The sequence below is a fragment of the Nocardioides sp. NPDC127503 genome (assembly GCF_040302165.1).
Taxonomy (GTDB): Bacteria; Actinomycetota; Actinomycetes; order Propionibacteriales; family Nocardioidaceae; genus Nocardioides.
This window is the reverse complement of the sequence record NZ_JBEORH010000007.1, coordinates 91753-109655: the sequence shown is the minus strand read 5'-3', so window position 1 is coordinate 109655 and position 17903 is coordinate 91753. Positions and strand designations below refer to the sequence as shown.

Below are 17903 nucleotides of genomic sequence, written 5' to 3'. Positions count from 1 at the left end.
CTAGACCGTGACGTCCTTGTGCCAGGACTCGGTGACGTAGTCGGTCACCCAGCCCATCGACTTGTAGAGCCCGTCGGCCCCGGTGGGGCTGTCGGCGTCGACCTCGAGCGAGACCCGGTCACGGCCGCGCTCGAGGGCGTCGCCGATGACGGCGTAGAGCAGCCCCTTCGCCACCCCGCGGCCGCGGGCGTTGCGGTTGACGCCGATGTACTCGACGTACGTCCCCTCGACCCCGGCCGCGTTGGCGGGCAGCACCGAGGCGACCAGCGTGCCGGCAGGGAGCGTGTCGTCCACATAGGCCAGCCACCAGTGGTTCCAGCGGTGACCGGGGTCCTCGCGGAGGCGCTGTACGAACTCCGGGAAGCTCTCCCGGTAGGAGTTGAAGTGGTCCTGGAAGGACTCCTCCAACGTCTGGTGGACCGTCTGCAGATCGGCCGCGACGGGCATGCCGTTCTCGTGGGTCTCGACCGGCCGGATCGTCACCCCTTCGCGGAGCGGGGGCACGGTCTCGTCGGGCAGCACCGGCCGGCTCATGTGCAGCCAGGTGCGCTTGTTGGTGAACTCCGCTGCCGCCAGCCACTCGCGCTGCACGGTGTCGTCGGCGAACGGGCTGGCGTCGAGATGAGACTCGGTGATGCCGCGCAGCTCGGCCATCGATCGTGCCTGGTCCTCGAGCCAGGCGTAGAGCCCGGCCGCCACCTCGGCGGCCTGGGCGATGGTGCGGTCGACGTAGAGGTAGACGAGGGTGCGGCCGGCGGCGCGGTCGTGGGCGATGGCCCAGGCGCGGACGTCGCCGTCCGGGTCGATCGCGACGAGCTGCTGGCGGGTCCAAGAGGCGGGGCCGGCGATCTCGCCGGTGATGGCGGCGGCATCGACCTTTCCGGAGCCCTCGAACGGCGTCTTGTCGGCCGCCCGGAGCCTCAGCAGGGCGGGCAGATCGTCGAGGTCAGGGACCTTCGCCGTCCATCCGGTAGGGAGTTCCACGGGCGTCTCGCTATGGTCGCTCACCCGTCCATTCTCCCAAATGGTGTCAGCGGTCGACCCAGCGGTCCGCGCCTGGGACCAGCGAAGATGCACCCGCGGTGAGCTCGGCGAGCAACGATTCGAGCCGTTTCTCGTCCTCCGGAGGAGCCCCGATCCGCAGCGTCACGGCGTCCCCGTAGGAGGTGTCGAGGACAGTCACTCCGGAGGATCGCAGGTCGGTCTCGAGGCGGCCGGAGGCGTCGTACGGGACCTCGATCTCGTACTCCCGGACGAGCTCGCGCCGGCGCGTCCCGACCTCGTCGAGCGCCGTGCGGACGGCATCGGAGTAGGCCCGAACGAGACCGCCCGCGCCGAGCAGGGTTCCGCCGAACCAGCGGGTCACGACGGCGACCGTGTCCGAGACGCCCGCGCCGCGGAGCACCTCGAGCATCGGCGCCCCGGCGGTGCCGGCCGGCTCGCCGTCGTCGTTGGAGCGCTCGACCGGCTGCGGCGGCGGGCCGATCACGAAGGCGGAGCACGTGTGGCGGGCGTCCCAGTGCTGCTTGCGCAGCCGCTCGACCACCGCCCGCGCATCGGCCTCGTCCTCCACCCTGGCCAGCGTGCAGAGGAAGCGGGACCGCTTCTCCTCGATCTCCGCGGCTCCGTCGCGGCCGATCGTCAGGTAGTGCATGTCACCCCAGAGCCCATCTCACCACAGTCCCAGCACGCTGCCGCCGAGACGGATGATGAACCCGACGACGACGACGATGAAGAAGACGCGTACGAACCCGGCGCCCTTCGCCACCGCCGTCCGCGCGCCGAGGTAGCCGCCGATCAGGTTGCACACGCCCATCACCAGGCCGGTCTTCCACAGCACCGCGCCCTGCGGGATGAAGACGACCAGGGCGGCGAGGTTGGTGGCGACGTTGGCCATCTTCGCCTTCGCGCTCGCCTCCAGGAAGGAGTAGCCGAGGAGGCCGACAAGCCCGATCACCAGGAAGCTCCCGGTCCCGGGCCCCAGCGCGCCGTCGTAGAAGCCGACCGCGAACCCGACCACCATCGCGCCGATCAGATGCCGGTGGCCGTCGTACCTCAGCTCGGTCGCCTCGCCCAGGGACGGCTTGAAGAGCACCCACGCCCCGACCAGGATCAGCGCGATCAGGACGATGGGCTCGAAGACGCTCTCCGGGAGGTAGGAGGCCACTCCGGCCCCCAGCGCAGATCCCGCGAACGCGAGGATCATGAGCGGGATGAACGTCTTCGGGTCTGGCCCCACCCGCCGGTAGTAGGTCGCCGCGCTGATCGAGGTGCCGAAGATCGAGGCCAGCTTGTTGGTCGCCAGGATCTGCACCGGTGCGGCGCCGGGGAGGAACAGCAGCAGCGCGGGGAGCTGGATCAGCCCACCTCCGCCGACCACCGCGTCCACGTACCCGGCGGCCAGGGCCGCGAGGGCGAGAAGGGCAAGTACGTTCAGCGTCTCCTCGGGCACGAGCGCAGATTACGCGGCCGGATGCTCACCGAGTTAACTCGGTTCAGCCGGCCCACCAGCCGCGACCGCCGAACGCGTCCGGATAGCCGCCGTAGGAGTTCGACGTACGCCGCGCCGTCCTGTCACCGAGATAGGAGCCGACCACGGCGGCGCCGAGGTCGTCCAGCTCGGGCGCGACGACGCGGCCCTCGACGCGGCGGGCCATGGAGTCGATGAAGCGGGCCAGACCGGGATCGTCGCCTAGGCGGAAGAAGGTCGTCTGGGCGCCGAGGCGGCGGGAGTTCTCCAGCTCTTCGACAGACCTTGCGATCGTCACCGGGTGGGGCGGGTAGGAGAACCAGACGTCGCCGCCCGCCTCGAGATGGGCGGTGGGCTCGCCGTCGGTCACGATCAGGAGCACCGGCTGGGCGCCGGGGTGCTTGCGGAAGTGCCGGTTGGCGAGCAGCAGCGCGTGGTGCAGGTTGGTGCCCTTGTCCCAGATCGCGTCGAGGGCGGTCAGCTTCTCGATCTCCATCGTCTGGGCGTAGCGGCCGAACGAGATCAGCTGCAGGTCGTCGTTGCGGAAGCGGCTCTTGATCAGCGTGTGCAGGGCCAGCGCGGTGCGCTTCATCGGCACCCAACGGCCATCCATCGCCATCGAGAAGCTGGTGTCGACCAGGAGCGCGACCGCTGCCTGCGTACGCGCCTCCGTCTCCTGCACCTCGATGTCGTCGACGCTCAGCCGCACTCCGGGGCCGCGCCGGCCCTCGCCGACCTCGCGGATGACTGCGTTCGTGATCGTGCGAGGTACGTCCCAGGGTTCGGTGTCGCCGAAGGCCCACGGCCGCGAGGAGCCGGAGAGGTCGCCCGCCGCGCCGGCGCGCTGCAGGTCGCGTTCGCCCTGCCGTCCGGAGAGCCGCTGCGCGACGTCGCGGAGCAGGGCCTTGCCGAGCTGGCGCATCGCCTTCGGGGTCAGCCGGAGGTCGCCGTCGGAGCCGCGCTCGAGCTGGCCGGAGTCGCGCAGCGCCTGCTCGAGCTCCTGCAGGGTGCGGGCGTCGACCGCGGCCTCGTCACCGAGCTGCCGGGAGAGGGCGTCGAGATCGATGTCGTCGAGCCGGGAGCCGGCGTAGGACTGCTGGAGCTGCTCGGAGAGCTGGTCGAGCTCGGCGATGTCCTGCAGCACGCCGGTGCCGTCACCGAGGCCCAGGCCCTCGCCGCCGCCGAACTCCTCGGAGCCGTACCAATCCTCGCCGGGCCGCGCCGCCTGCAGGTTGGCGTCGAGCTGTGCCATCTGCTCCATCAGTGCGGGCGATCCGAAGGCCTGCTGGGAGAGCTCCATCAGCTCACGTCGCTGCTCGGCCGACATCGAGTTGAGCATCCGCTGAGCAGCCGCCGAGCGCTGCGCGAGGGTGTCGAGCAGCTCGTCGATGTTCTGCGGGTTCTCGGGGAAGTACTGGCCGTGCTTGGCCATGAACTCGTCGAAGTCCTCGGGGGTGTCCTCCCCGCGGTTGTGCTTGTCGAGGAGCTCGTTGAGATCGCGCAGCATCTCCGCGATCGCCTCGCGGTCCTCGTCGGTGGCCCCTTCGAGCGCCTGCTTCATCCCCTTGAACCGCTGGTCGAGGATCTCGCGGCCGAGCAGATCCTTGATCTCCTCGTAGGCCTCGCGGGCCTCGCGTGAGGTCCAGTCGTAGGAGGAGAGCTCGCTGACCGCGGCCGCGGTGTTCGGCGAGAGGTTGTCGATCTGCATCTCCCGGAACGCGCGGTCGCCGTCGTCCATGGTGACGTCGCGAGCCAGTTGCTTGCGCTCCTCGAGGACCGCCTTGTCCAGCAGCTCGCGCACCTGCTCGAGCGTGCCGTCGAGGTTGTGGCGCTGCAACATCTCGCGGCGCCTCTCGGCGACCTGCCGGGCGAGGTCGTCGAGCCCGCGCTGGTCCTGTCCCCCGCGCCGCAGGAACTCCCGCATCGCCCGCTCGGGCGAGTAGCCCGACATCACGTCCTCGCCGATCGCGTCCAGCGCCTCGGCGATGTCGACCGGTGGCGCGAGCGGGTCACCCCCGGCGTACTTCTTGTAGCGGCTCATGGTTGGTGCTCCTTCACGCATGTAACACGCTGTTCGTAGGTCTATCCGGTCGTTCTGATAGGGCGAGTAGTCCTACGAACGACGTGTTACCCCCGGCCGATGCCTCCCGGCTCAGCCATAGATCGTTTCCCCGTCGGCCGTGTCTTTGCCGATCTTTCTGGCCAGGAAGAGGCCCTCCAGGGCCAGCTCAATGGCGCTGGCGAGCTGGCCGTCGTTCTTGGGGCCGCCGGTGGACTCGTAGACGCGGTCGCCGATCTGGTCGTAGAGGTCGGACTCGCCCAGGACGGGGAGGCCGGCCAGGAAGTCGCCGGCAGCGACCTTGGTGCCGGTGGTGACCATGCGGCCGTCTTCGATGGCGTCGATGAGGAGCGCGAAGTCGAGGCCGCGGAAGGACTTGCGGACGGTCTCGGCGACGGCCGTACGCAGCAGGTGGGTGAGGATCTCGGCCTCGCGGCCCTCCTCGCCGGACTCGAACTCGATCTTGCCGGAGAGCACCTCGACGGCCGTCTCCAGGTCGACGATGCGGGCGACCGCGTCCGCCTCGCCCTGGACGGTGGCGCGGTGCAGCGCCGCGGCGGCGACGGTCTCCGCGCCCGCGATCGAGAAGCGGGCGGAGACGCCGGAGCGCTGGTCGACCGCGGAGGAGCTGCGCAGGTGACGGGTGAAGACGGCGAGGATCTCGAGGAGGTGGTCGGGTACGTCGGCGACCAGGGCGGCCTCCTGCCGGATGACCGCCATCTCCGCGGCGAGCTCGCGCGGGTAGTGGGTGCGGATCTCGGCGCCGAAACGGTCCTTCAGCGGCGTGATGATCCGGCCGCGGTTGGTGTAGTCCTCCGGGTTCGCGGAGGCGACCACGAGCAGGTCGAGCGGCAGCCGCAGCACGTAGCCGCGGATCTGGATGTCGCGCTCCTCCATCACGTTGAGCATCGCGACCTGGATCCGCTCGGCGAGGTCGGGCAGCTCGTTGATCGCGACGATGCCGCGGTGGGAGCGCGGGATCAGGCCGAAGTGGATGGTCTCCGGGTCGCCCAGCGAGCGTCCCTCGGCGACCTTCATCGGGTCGACGTCGCCGATCAGGTCGGCCACGGACGTGTCGGGGGTGGCCAGCTTCTCCGAGTAGCGCTCGGAGCGATGCTTCCACGCGATCGGCAGCGCCTCACCGGCCGTCGCCGCCAACCGCTGGGAGCCCACGCTGACGGGCTCATAGGGGTGCTCGCCGAGCTCGGAGCCCTCAATGACCGGGGTCCACTCGTCGAGCAGCCCGACCAACGTACGCAGCAGCCTGGTCTTTCCCTGGCCACGCTCGCCCAGCAGGACGACGTCGTGCCCGGCGATCAGGGCACGCTCGAGCTGCGGGATGACGGTGTCCTCCAGCCCGTGCAGCCCGGGCCAGGGGTCCTCTCCGGCTGCCAGCTTCGCCAGCAGGTTGTCGCGGATCTCCTCGCGGAGCGACTTGAACACATGGCCACTCGCGCGAAGCTGGCCGAGGGTGCTGATCGTGGGTGCGGCAGTCACGGACGCAACGCTACGCCGCCGCCCAACCCCTGGGCGGGCTCGGCGTCGACGTCCCGATCCGCGGATGCGGAGGAACCGACGCTGGCGAGCAGCTCCTCGACCCGCTCCCGGGTCAGCGCGGTGCGATCGAGCTCCCCGACCTCGTCGAGGATCGCGACGACCTCGTGGAGGGTCGCCCGGGCCTGCGCGAGGCGGTCGGTCTCGCGCTCGACCACGGCGCGGCGTACGAGGACGTTGGCCTCACCCCACCGGTTGCGCTCCTCGAGGCGATGGGTCAGCTCTAGGCGCAGGTGGGTCTCGGCCTCGGCGTATCGCCGCAGGCCGATCAGGGCATCGACCAGGGTCATCCGCGGCGAGGCGGAGGAGTCGACGTCGACCGATGCGTAACCGATCTCCTCCTGGACCAGCCGCACGGCGTCCTCGTAGCGCTCCATCCGGACGTAGACCTCGGCCAGCCCGATCAGGCTCGCTCGGGCACGGTCGGCCATCCCGGCCCTGTCCGCGACGGCGTACGCCTCCTCGAGGACCGCGACGGCCTCGTCGAGGGAACCGGTCATGCTCAGCGCCTGGCCGCAGTTGGACAGCGCCATCTCCAGGCCGGCCGCGGTGCCGGCCTCGCGGAACACCTCGGCCGCGCCACGGAACTCCGTGATCGCCCGCGTCAGGTCGCCGACCCGCGCCCGGCTGATCCCGAACTGGTTGCGGATGTAGGCCGCGTCGACGTGCTGACCCGCGCGAAGGGCAGCGTCGAGGCCGAGCTCCTGGAGCGGGATGGTCTCGACGGGTGGGTGCCGCATCGAGAGGCTGAACATCTTGTTGACCAGCTGGTAGGCGGCTTCCAGCAGCCCGGCGCGCACGGCGAGACGTACGGCACTGCCCATGGTCAGCCACTCCCGGTCGCCCCAGGCGCGAGCCTGCTGCGGGGTGGCGAAGCTCAGCGGCGTCACCCCGTCGGCGACGGGGTCGAGGCTCATCAGCCGGAAGGACCGGCCGTCGGCCTCGGAGGCGGCGACCAGGGAGTGGGTGTACCAGCTCACCAACCGCAGCAGCGCCTCGCCGGACTCCTTCTCGGAGCCCATCTCCAGGGCGTAGTCGCGGATCAGGTCGTGGAGTACGAAGCGCCCGGGGCGGTGCTCACGGACGAGGTTGGCGTCGACCAGCTTGTCGACCAGGCGGCGGGCGGCGGCGATGTCGACGGCGAAGAGCGCCGCCATCGCGGGCATCCCGATCTCGTGACCGGGTCGGAGGCCAAGGAGGCGGAAGGCGCGCCGCGACTCCTCGTCGAGGGAGTCGTAGGACCAGGAGAAGACGGCGCGGAGGTCGGAGATGGGGTCGAGCGGCGCCTCCAGCGCCGCCAGCCTGCTGGTCTCGCCGTCGAGCTCGGCGACGAGGTCGGTCAACGAGAGGTCGGGGTAGCGGCTGCAGCGCTCGGCAGCGACGGCGAGAGCCAGCGGCAGGTGTCCACATCTGTCCGCGAGGGCGCGTACGTCCTCCTCGGCCGCGGTCCGGTCGGTGAGCCGCTGCCTCAGGAAGGCCGCCGACTCCGCCGGGGCGAGGGTGTCCAGCGCGAGCCGGCGAGCCCCTTCGCGGGTCGCCAGGCCACGCAGCTGGCTCCGGCTGGTCACCAGCACCAGCGAGTCACCGCCCGGCAGCAGGGGCCGCACCTGGGTGGAGTCGCGAGCGTTGTCTAGCAACAGCAGCATGCGCCGCTGCGCGAGGGTCGTACGCAGCAGGGCCGACGCCGCGTCCACCTCGGTCGGCACCGAGGCGGCGTCGACGCCGAGGCCGATCAGCAGGGTCGTGAGCGCCTGGGCGTGCGAGAGCGGCTCGCCCGGCCCGAAGCCGCGCAGGTCGATGAAGAGCTGACCGTCGGGGAAGTGCTCGGTCCGGGCACGTGCCCAGTGCACCGCGAACGCGGTCTTGCCCACCGCCCCGATGCCGTGCACGGCGACCACGCTCGGGCAGCCGGCGTCGTGGGAGATCGTCACCGCGTCGAGCAGCCGGAGCTCGGCCTCACGCCCGGAGAAGCTGGGGATGTCGGCCGGGAGCTGTCTCGGGATCATGTCCTCCTCCGAGACGCGCTGCGCAGGCACGGTCGCCTGGCCCTGGGAGAACTCCGGCGCCGGCGAGGAGCCGGCCAGCAGCCGGGTGAACGTGGAGCGCAGCTCCGCGCCGGGGTCGGCGCCGAGTTCGTCGGCCAGCCGCGCGCGGACCTCTTCATAGGACTCCAGCGCCTCGGCCGTACGCCCCGCCGCGTCCAGCGCGTCCAGGAGCACCACCCACAGGGACTCGCGCAGCGGATGGTCACCCACCACCCGGCGCACGTCGGCGACCGCCTTCGCGGCCCGGCCGGCGGCGATGTCGAGCTCGGCGCGGTGCTCCAGCGCGGCGAGGTAGCGGTCGACCAGCCACGGTCGGGTGCGCTCGGCCAGGGAGTCCCCGGAGGGCTCGTCGAACGGCTCGGCACGCCACAGTGCGATGGCCTCCTCGAGCCGGTCGTAGGCCTCCGGGCCCTCCGCCGCGTCGAGCAGGTCGATGAAGGCGAGCGCGTCCACCGAGGAGCGCGGCAGGTCGAGGATGTAGCCGCCGGCGGCGCGGCGTACGACCTCCTTGCCGAGCACGCGACGCAGCCGCCCGATGTAGGTGTGCAGGCTGCCGCGCGGGTTGTCGGGGAGCTCCTCGCCCCAGAGCCGGTCGGCGAGCAGGTCGGCGGAGACCGGGGTGCCGGCCTCCAGGGCCAGCAACGACAGCAGCGTCCGCGGGCGTCGCCCCGGGACCTCCACGGGCTCGCCCGCGCGCGTGACGATCAGGGGTCCCAGCAGACAGATGTTCACATCCGTCACCGATGCACCCCCGCCGTCCCGAGCCGCTTGCGCCTGAGAGCCACCCCCACACAATAGACGGGGCGCTCCGGGCCCACGGCGAGAATGCGTCCTTTCCGGTACACAATGGGTCGCATGTCTCCCTTCGGCCGCACCGCCACCGGTTCGCCCCTCCCTCAGGAGTGCCCGTGCGGCAGCGGGCGGCGCTATGCGATGTGCTGCCACCGGCTGCACCGTGGCGGTGCCCTGGCCGAGACTCCGGAGGAGCTGATGCGCAGCCGCTACGCGGCGTACGCCCTCGGGGACTGGGACTACATCTTCCGCACCTGGCATCCGGGGACCCGCCCCGACGATCTGGGCGTGGCCGCGCCCGACCCGAAGCTGACCTGGACGGGGCTGGAGATCGAGGGCTCCGGGCTCGATGACGACACCCACGGCTGGGTGGCGTTCCGGGCGTCCTACCAGGCGCCGTCGGGCGACGGAGTGCTCGCCGAGCACAGCCGGTTCGAGGTGCGTGCCGGACGGTGGTTCTACGTCGATGGCGAGATCGCGAGTCAATGACCAAACGCAAGCATTCGCGTGAGTTTGAGGCAGACAGTGGAGAAACTGTTGCCGATATGTGGACGCGACCGGGTCCAGCACGACAGACTCTGACAGGTGACCACTGACGCGACCGAGGACCTGACCGGTCTGGAGCCATCGGCGCGCTCGCTCTTGGACGCGGTCATCGCGATGTCGAGCGAGCTCGACCTGAGCGCCATGCTGGAGAGAATCACCCGCTCCGCCTGCGAGCTGACCGGAGCGAGCTACGGCGCCCTCGGCGTCCTCAGCCCCGACGGCGACCTCCAGGACCTGATCACCTACGGTCACCAGCAGGAGCCGACGCTGCAGGTCGTGGGCAAGAGCCGGGGCCGCCGGGCTCGCCTCGACGACGAAGGCGATGACGACGAGCCGGCATCGACGACCCGGCCCCGAGGAATCACCGCTCCCGAGCCTCTCCTGCTGGTCTCACCCCGCACGCATGACGGCGGCGGCAGCCACGCGCTGCGTACCGGCGACCCCGGCAAGCGCAAGTTCATCGAGGTGCCGCTGCGCAGCGATGACCGCGACTTCGGTCACCTGCTCCTGTCCGAGAAGGTCGGCGGTGCCGAGTTCACCAGCCACGACGAGCAGCTCGTCGTCGCCCTGGCCCGCGCGGCCGGCGCCCAGATCGACAAGGTCCGCGAGCTCGAGCTCAGCGAGCAGCGCCGCAGGTGGCTCGAGGCGAGCGCCGAGCTCAGCCGCGCCCTGACCCCGCCGCTGGACCACCTGGTCGCCCTCGAGAGGATGTGCGAGACCGCGCTGCCGCTGATGCGCGCGATCGGGGTCGGTGCCGGCACCCGCATCGAGCACGGACTCGTCTCCGGTGTCGCTGCCGTGCCCGGTCAGGAGGAACGGGTCCGGGCCGTCACCGATAAGGTCCCGCTCCTGATCGACCGTCGCATCGTCGAGCCGTTGGACCTCGAGGTCGACGGGCTCTACGTCGTGGTCGCTCCGGTGCGCTCCTCGCTCGCCGGTCGCGGCGCGCTGTTGGCGATCTACGACAAGGCCAGCGCCGCCCACGACGAGCACGAGCGCGAGCTCTTCTTCGGCTTCGCCGGCCAGGCCGCCCTCGCCCTGGACCGTCTCCGCGCGGTCGAGGACCGGGCCGACCTCGCCGTCATCACCGACCGTGACCGGATCGCCCGCGACCTGCACGACGTGGTCATCCAGCGCCTCTTCGCGATCGGGCTCCAGCTCGAGACCCTCGGCCGCAACCCGCAACGGGTCGAGGACCTGCCCAAGCGGCTCTCGGAGCAGGTCGACGCGCTGGACCAGACCATCAAGGACGTACGCGGCTCCATCTTCGACCTCAGCAACCACGACGCCTCCTCACTGCGTGCGCAGGTGCGCGAGGTCGTCCGGGAGTACGCCGGCGTCATGGACTTCACCCCGGAGATCAAGATCACCGGGCCGGTCGACACCGCGGTGCCCGACTCTGTCCGCAACCACCTGCTGCCGGTCCTGCGCGAGGCGGTCTCCAACCTCGCCCGGCACGCCCAGGCCCACAGCGCCCAGATCGAGCTGAGCCTTCAGGACGACGAGGTCAAGCTGGTCGTACGCGACGACGGCGGCGGCGTCCCTGACGAGGCCGAGGAGAGCGGGCTGAAGAACGCCCGCTGTCGCGCGGTCCAGCTCGGCGGTCAGCTCGAGATCGGACCCCGCTCCCCCAGCGGCACCGAGCTCGTCTGGCAGGTGCCGATCACCGCTGGGGTCTGAGCTCTTTTCTTGGCGTCCTACTGTCCCCGGCGGGGGTGGAGGAGCTCCTTGGCCATCAGTGCCGCCTGGGTGCGTCGCTGCACACCGAGCTTGGCCAAGATGCTGGAGACGTAGTTCTTGACCGTCTTCTCGGCCAGGAACATCCGCCCGGCGATCTCTCGGTTGGTCAGGCCCTCGCCGATGAGCGCGAGCAGGCGCTTCTCCTGGGGCGTGAGCGCCTGCATCTGCGGCGACTCGCCATCGGGGTTGCGCATCTTCTCCATGACCTTCGCGGTCATCAGCGGGTCGAGCAGCGAGCCGCCACCGGAGACGGTGCGGATCGCCTCGACCAGGTCGTTGCCGCGGATGTCCTTGAGGACGTACCCCTTGGCGCCGGCCATGATCGCCGAGAAGAGCGCCTCGTCGTCGTCATAGGAGGTCAGGATGAGCGCGAGCATCTCCGGGTAGGCCGCACGGACCTCACGGCACACCTCGATCCCCGAGCCGTCGGGCAGGCGGGCGTCGAGCACGCAGACGTCCGGCTGGAGGCGGTCGATGTCCTCGCGTGCCTGGGCGGTGGTGCCGCCCTGGCCGACGACGGCGATGTCGTCATGACTGTCGAGCAGTGTCGTCAACCCTTGGCGCACGACCTCATGGTCGTCGAGCAGGTAGACCCGGATCGTCCTTGTCTCGGTCAACACCGTCTCACTTCCCCCATTCGTTGAAGGGAGACCACGGTATCGGTCAGCCCCAGTCCGGTCGATGTGTGAGTCATCCACAATACGGTTTTCGTGCCGCCATGCGGACCAGGCTCTGCGCCAGCTGTCGAGCCATCCTCCCGCGCGAGCACCTCACGCGCCAGCGACGCGGCGGTCGCGGTGTCCAGATGAGCCAAAGGTTCATCCAGAACCAGGACCTTGTGCCCTGCCAGCAGCGACCTCGCCACCGCCAGCCTGGCCCGTTCGCCCCCGGAGACCTCGGCGGCGCCGTCACCGAGTCTGGTCTTCAGTCCGGCAGGTAGGGCATCGAGCCAGTCGCCGAGGTGGGCTCGCCGGATCGCCTGCTCGACCTCATCATCGGTGGCTCCGGGCCTGGCCAGGCGTACGTTCTCGACGAGGCTGGAGGCGAAGACGTGCGGGTCGTCGTCGACGAGACCCACGATCTTCCGTACGTCCTGTGGGTCCATGTCACGGGTCGTCCGGCCGCCGAGCGTGATCGTGCCGGTGTCCGGGTCGAGGAAGCGCAGCAGCAGCGCGGCCAGGGTGCTCTTGCCGGAGCCGGACGGGCCGACGATGCCGATCCTTGCGCCCGGCTCGACGTGCAGGTCGGGGATCTCGACGCTGTGGCCGTCACCCGGCCGGGCGGTGACGTCGGTGATCGTGATCGTGGTGTCGTCGGTGAGCTGCTCGGGGTGCTCCGGGGCTTCGACCGCCGGGGAGCGGCTGGTCAGGTCGTCGAGACGGCGCTGCGCGGCCCGGGTGCGAGCCCTGGCCGCTCCGGCGTCGGCGAGCGTCGCCGCGGGCTCGGCCAGCGCCAGCGGGACCAGGGTGAGCAGAGCGAGCATTGGGCCGTCGCCGACGGTGGCGTACGCGGCGGTCGCGGCGACTGCCGCTCCGGCGGTGACCAGCACGATCGCCTTGGCGAGCGAGGAGGCCGACGCCGCTGTCGTGGTCGCCCTGGTGGCGGTGCCGGCCAGGTCGTCGAGCGTGTCGAGCACGGGCTCGCTGGCCTGCCACATCCGGCGCTCGGTCGCCGTCTGCGTCGCCTCGACCACCTGCTCGGACACCCTCGCCCGCACCGTGACCGAGATGTGCTCGGCACGTGCTGCTCCTGCGTACGCGATCCCGAAGGCGGCCCCGGCCGCCAGCACCGTGGCCGTGGTGAAGGCCGCCGCGACCGGGTCGATGAGCGCGGTCGCCAGGACCGCGAGGGCGGCCACGACGGCGTACTCCCGGATCGGCAGCCGCACCCGCAGCTCCTCGTCGAGCACCGCGTCGACGTCGTCGACGACACTCGCCAGCACGTCTCCTCTGCGGCCGGGGAGCGCGCCGGGAACCAACGGCGCCAGCGCGTCGTAGATCTCGACCCGTCGCTTGGCCAGCAGCCGCAGCGCACTGTCGTGCGACCACAACCGCTCCAGGTAGCGCAGCACCGGCCGCGCGATCCCGAACGTACGCACACCCACCATCGCCGCCACCAGCGTCAGGATCACCGGGTGGTAGGAGGCCTTGATGATCAGCCATCCCGCCAGCGCCGTCAGCGCCACCCCCGACGCCCAGCTCAGCCCGCCGACCACCGCCGACCCCCACAGCGCCACCCGCGCCGAGCCGTCAGGCGCGTCGGCCGAAGCGTCAGGTACGTCGGCCGAGACGTCAGCTGTTGCCGTCTCGACCGACGGGAGCGACGTCTCGGCCGACGCGGGCGACGTCTCGGCGGGCGGGGATTCGGCGGAGAGAGTGATGACCTGGTCGGCGATGTCGATGAGAGCCTGGCGGTGCGCGACGAGGACTACGGCGCGGTCGCGGGCAAGATCGGTGACGGTGTCGGCGATGATCCGCTCGGTGTCGGGGTCGAGGTGAGCGGTCGGCTCATCGAGGAGGACCCAGGGACGATCGGAGAGTACGACGCGGGCCAGCGCCAGCCGGGCTCGCTCGCCCGCCGAGAGGGAGCGGCCGTCCTCGGCGAGGTCGGCGCCGAGCCCGCCGGGGAGGTCGGCGATCCGGTCGGCGAGGGCTACCCGCTTGAGGACATGCCACAGGTCGCTCTCGGTCGCGTCCGGAGACCCGAGGCGCAGGTTGTCGGCGATCGTCCCGCTGACGAACACCGGTCGCTGGGGCAGATAGGCGAACCGCCGCCGCCACCCGTCGCCCGCGGCCGGGGTCTGTCCGTCGAGCTCGACCGTGCCCGCGTACGTCTCGTGTAGGCCAGCGACCGTCGCCAGCAACGTGGACTTCCCACAGCCGCTCGGCCCCACGATCGCGGTGATCCCCCGCTCGGGGACCGTCGCTGAGACCGGCGCCAGCGCCGGCCGCTCGCGGTCGGGATAGGTGATCGAGACCTCGTCGAGATGTAGCGCGGATGGCAACCGTGTTGGTTTCGACACCGGCTCGCTGGCGCTCGCCGGGCTCAACCAACGGTGTGCACTGAGGTCGGCGGTGGCCTCGAGAGTTGCCGTGCCTTCGGCGGCCGCATGGAACTCGGTGCCGACGCGGCGCAGCGGCCAGTAGGCCTCGGGGGCCAGAAGCAGGACCACGAGAGCCGTCTGCAGGTCGACCGAGCCGGCAGCGAGCCGGACCCCGATGATCACCGCCACCAGGGCGACGGAGATGGTGGCGACGAGCTCGAGCACGGCAGATGAGGCGAACGCGATCTTCAGGGTCTCGAGGGTGCGGCGGCGGTAGCGGTCGGTGATCGTGGCGATGACCCGCGACTGCGCACCCGCCCGGCCGAAGGCGACCAGGGTAGGCAGGCCCTTCATCACGTCGAGGAAGTGACCTGCCAGCGCAGACATCGCCCGCCACTGGCTGGCCGCCTGATCACGCGTGGCCAGCCCGACCAGCACCCCGAAGATCGGGATCAGCGGCAGCGTGAGCCCCACGATGAGACCGCTGAGCGGGTCGGTCCAGACGATCACCGCGAGCACCATGACGGGCAGCACGCACGCCAGCACCAGCGCCGGCACATAGCGCGTCAGATACGGCTCGGCGGCCGAGACCCCGCGCGTGGCCAGCGCCGAGAGCGAGCCAGAGCTCCCCGACCGGCCGCGCAGGATCACCCCGACCACCCGGCGCCGCAGGTCCGCCCCGACGACGCCGGCCGCCCGGGCTCCGGCCACGTCGGAGACAACCCCGACGAGAGCGCGGCCGGCGAAGACGGCCACGACCGCCAGGGCCCAGCCGCTCACGGACCCCGTGTCGCGGATCGCGGAGATGAGCAGTCCGGTGACGGCGTACGTCTGGGCGATCAGCAGCACCGCACCCAGCACCCCGGCCGCCACCACGACGGCCAGCGGCCGCCGGGCTACCGACAGCTGGGCTCGCAGTCGCGGGTCGTTCGGTCGCATGTCAATGGGCGGCGGGGATGTGATGGATCGAGATCCGCTTGCGGAAGATCCAGTACGTCCAGGCCTGGTAGCCCACCACGATCGGCGTGAACACCGCCGCGACGATGGTCATCAGCTTCAGCGTGTAGGGCGTCGCCGCTGCGTTGGTCGTCGTCAGCGAGTTGGCCACGTCGGTGCTCGAGGGCATCACGTCCGGGAAGAGCCCCACGAAGAGCCCCGCCACGGACAGCCCGATGGCGAAGAAGGTGCCCGCGAAGGCGACCCCCTCACGGCCGACGTACGCAGCAGCCAGCCCGCCCACGAGCGCGAGCGCCGCCACGACGAAGAGGACGGCGGTGCCGAGGTTGCCGGTCAGCATCTGGGTCCAGACCAGGAACACCACGGCCAGCACGGCGGCGACGACCCCGACACGGAGCGCCAGCGCACGAGCCCGGCCGCGGATCTCGCCGTCGGTCTTGAGAGCGATGAACAGCGCACCGTGGGTCACGAAGAGCGACAGCGTGACGAGTCCGCCGAGGAGGCCGTAGGGATTGAGCAGCGTCAGCACCGTCCCCGTGAACTCGAAGTCGGCGTCGATCGGCACCCCGCGCACGATGTTGGCGAAGGCCACACCCCACAGGAACGCGGGCACGTACGACCCGAAGATCACCGCGCGGTCCCACCAGCCGGCCCAGGTGACCGAGGGCCGCTGATGGCGGTACTCGAAAGCGACGCCACGCACGATCAGCGCGATCAGGATCAGGAACAGCGGCAGGTAGAAGCCGGAGAACAAGGTGGCGTACCACTCCGGGAACGCCGCGAACGTCGCGCCACCCGCGGTCAGCAGCCAGACCTCGTTGCCGTCCCAGACCGGGCCGATCGTGTTGATCATGACGCGCCGCTCGCGGTCGTCGCGGGCCAGCACGGGGAGCAGCATCCCGACGCCGAAGTCGAAGCCCTCCAGGACGAAGTAGCCGATCCACAGGACGGCGATGAGGCAGAACCAGATAGTCGTGAGTTCCATCAGCTGTTCCTCAGTACGCGAAGTTCATCGGCTCGTCGGCATCCGAGTCGGAGCCGCGCAGGGTGGGGTCGGGTGGCTCGACGAACGGGTCCGGAGCCTTCTTCACGTACTTGATGAGCAGCCCGACCTCGACGACGGCGAGCACCGCATAGAGCGCGGTGAACCCGATCAGCGACATCCATACCTCCCAGGGCTCGACGCCCGGCGAGACACCTTGGGCGGTCGTCAGCACCCCGAAGACCACCCATGGCTGGCGGCCCATCTCGGTGAAGATCCAGCCCATCGAGTTGCCCAGCAGCACCATCACCGGCGCCGAGATCGCCAGCGCGGGCAGGAAGCGCCCGACCAGCCCCGTCGGCGTACGTCCCCGGCGGGTGAACCACAGCACCGCCAGCCCGATGAGGCTGCCGACAACACCAAGGCCCATCATCCAGCGGAAGGTCCAGTAGGTGACCGGGATGTTGGGGGTGTAGTCGCCGGGTGAGTAGTAGGTCGCGCCTGGCGTCGAGCCGTACGTCTCCCGGTACTGCTCCTGCAGGTCGTAGATGCCCTCGACCTTGCCGTCGAAGGTGCCGGTGCCGAGGAAGGACAGCACGCAGGGCACCTCGAGCGCCCACTTCTCGTGCTTCCCGTCGCGGGTGCCGATGGTCAGAATGGAGAACGGCGCGCACGAGTCGGAGGTCTCCCAGAGCGCCTCCGCGGCCGCCATCTTCATCGGCTGCACCTCGGTCATGATCTTGCCCTGGATGTCGCCCGAGACCGCCACACCGATGCCGGAGAAGACCATGATCCAGGCCGCCAGCACCATGCCGCGCCGGTGCATCGGGCGGTCGGCGTTGTTCTCGCCCGGCCGGCGCAGGTAGAGCCAGCCCAGGATGCCGAGCATGAAGGCGGCCGAGGTGAGGTACGCCGCGAGGATGACGTGCGGGAACGTCCCCAGCTGCACCTTGTTGAACATCACCGCCCAGAAGTCGGTGAGCTCGGCACGGCCGGTGATCTCGTTGAACTTGTAGCCGACCGGGTGCTGCATCCAGGAGTTGGCCGCCAGGATGAACCACGACGACGCCAGAGTTCCGAGGTGCACGATCCACATGCACGCGTTGTGCAGCGCCCGGGGCAGCTTGTCCCAGCCGAAGATCCACAGGCCGAGGAAGGTCGACTCCAGGAAGAAGGCGAGCAGCGCCTCGATCGCCAGCGGGGCCCCGAAGACGTCCCCGACGAAGCGGGAGTAGTCCGACCAGGTCATCCCGAACTGGAACTCCTGCACGATCCCGGTGACCACACCGAGCGCGAAGTTGATCAGGAAGAGCTTCGCGAAGAACTTCGTCAGCCGAAGCCATTCAGGGTTCTTCGTACGCAGCCAGATCGTCTCCAGCACGGCGACGAGCATGGTGAGTCCCACCGTGAGCGGGACGAACAGGAAGTGGTAGACGGTCACGATGCCGAACTGCCACCTGGCTAACTCCAGGACGCTGTCCACGTCGGTCACTATGTCACTGGCGCAACATCGGCCACACCACCCCCTCCCCTAGGCATACGTCCCGTGTGTCGTGGCTTACGTCCCTTGTGAACTGGGCACCAACGCTCGCGCGGACGCAAAAGAAACCCGGCCGCCCTGGGCTCGAGGTCACGACCGCGGGGGGATGATCGCGACCTCGAGTCCGGGACGGCCGGGCTCTCAGGTCTTCGTGCCACCAGGGCCGCATACAGAT

At 70.4% G+C, this 17903-nt stretch carries 12 protein-coding genes; 2 read left to right on the top strand and 10 right to left on the bottom strand.

The features are described from left to right. The 6 genes from ABTW65_RS17060 to ABTW65_RS17035 all read right to left on the bottom strand — a co-directional run bounded on the left by ABTW65_RS17060 (window position 1) and on the right by ABTW65_RS17035 (window position 8869). Window positions 1–984, bottom strand: a complete 984-nt coding sequence (locus ABTW65_RS17060) for a GNAT family N-acetyltransferase (RefSeq protein ID WP_350662127.1) — start codon at window positions 982–984, stop codon at window positions 1–3. A 46-nt stretch (window positions 985–1030) separates the two neighbouring features. Continuing rightward, on the bottom strand, window positions 1031–1654 hold the full coding sequence (locus tag ABTW65_RS17055) for a YigZ family protein (protein ID WP_350662125.1): 624 nt from the start codon (window positions 1652–1654) through the stop codon (window positions 1031–1033). Window positions 1655–1672: 18 nt separating this feature from the next. Beyond that, window positions 1673–2452, bottom strand: a complete 780-nt coding sequence (locus ABTW65_RS17050; protein WP_350662123.1) for a TSUP family transporter — start codon at window positions 2450–2452, stop codon at window positions 1673–1675. Between the two features lie 43 nt (window positions 2453–2495). Beyond that, complete coding sequence (locus tag ABTW65_RS17045; protein WP_350662121.1) at window positions 2496–4511, bottom strand: VWA domain-containing protein; 2016 nt, start codon at window positions 4509–4511, stop codon at window positions 2496–2498. A gap of 111 nt (window positions 4512–4622) precedes the next feature. Then, complete coding sequence (locus ABTW65_RS17040; protein ID WP_350662119.1) at window positions 4623–6026, bottom strand: magnesium chelatase ATPase subunit I; 1404 nt, start codon at window positions 6024–6026, stop codon at window positions 4623–4625. Further along, window positions 6023–8869: an AfsR/SARP family transcriptional regulator gene (locus ABTW65_RS17035; protein WP_350662117.1), complete on the bottom strand. Its 2847-nt coding sequence runs from the start codon at window positions 8867–8869 to the stop codon at window positions 6023–6025. Before ABTW65_RS17035 ends, ABTW65_RS17040 begins: the two co-directional genes overlap by 4 nt. A 114-nt stretch (window positions 8870–8983) precedes the next feature. Between ABTW65_RS17035 and ABTW65_RS17030 the strand changes: the two genes are divergently transcribed. After that, complete coding sequence (locus tag ABTW65_RS17030) at window positions 8984–9409, top strand: YchJ family protein (RefSeq protein ID WP_350662115.1); 426 nt, start codon at window positions 8984–8986, stop codon at window positions 9407–9409. A 96-nt stretch (window positions 9410–9505) separates the two neighbouring features. Next, a complete protein-coding gene (locus ABTW65_RS17025) occupies window positions 9506–11146 on the top strand; it encodes a GAF domain-containing sensor histidine kinase (protein WP_350662113.1) in 1641 nt (546 codons plus the stop codon). Window positions 11147–11163: 17 nt separating this feature from the next. On the opposite strand, the gene ABTW65_RS17020 is transcribed toward ABTW65_RS17025, so the two are convergent. Genes ABTW65_RS17020 through ABTW65_RS17005 form a run of 4 tightly spaced genes read right to left on the bottom strand, consistent with a single transcriptional unit; the run spans window position 11164 to window position 17671 of the window. Next, a complete protein-coding gene (locus ABTW65_RS17020) occupies window positions 11164–11826 on the bottom strand; it encodes a response regulator (RefSeq protein ID WP_350662111.1) in 663 nt (220 codons plus the stop codon). Then, window positions 11820–15188 carry a thiol reductant ABC exporter subunit CydD gene (cydD, locus tag ABTW65_RS17015; RefSeq protein WP_350662109.1) on the bottom strand — a complete coding sequence of 1123 codons (3369 nt, stop codon included), beginning with the start codon at window positions 15186–15188 and terminating at the stop codon, window positions 11820–11822. The genes ABTW65_RS17020 and cydD overlap by 7 nt, the downstream gene beginning before the upstream one ends. Window position 15189: 1 nt before the next feature. Then, a complete protein-coding gene (cydB, locus tag ABTW65_RS17010) occupies window positions 15190–16191 on the bottom strand; it encodes a cytochrome d ubiquinol oxidase subunit II (RefSeq protein WP_350662107.1) in 1002 nt (333 codons plus the stop codon). Between the two features lie 10 nt (window positions 16192–16201). Further along, window positions 16202–17671 (bottom strand): cytochrome ubiquinol oxidase subunit I, encoded by a 1470-nt coding sequence (locus ABTW65_RS17005; protein WP_350662105.1) that lies wholly within the window; start codon window positions 17669–17671, stop codon window positions 16202–16204. Between the last annotated feature and the right edge of the window lie 232 nt (window positions 17672–17903).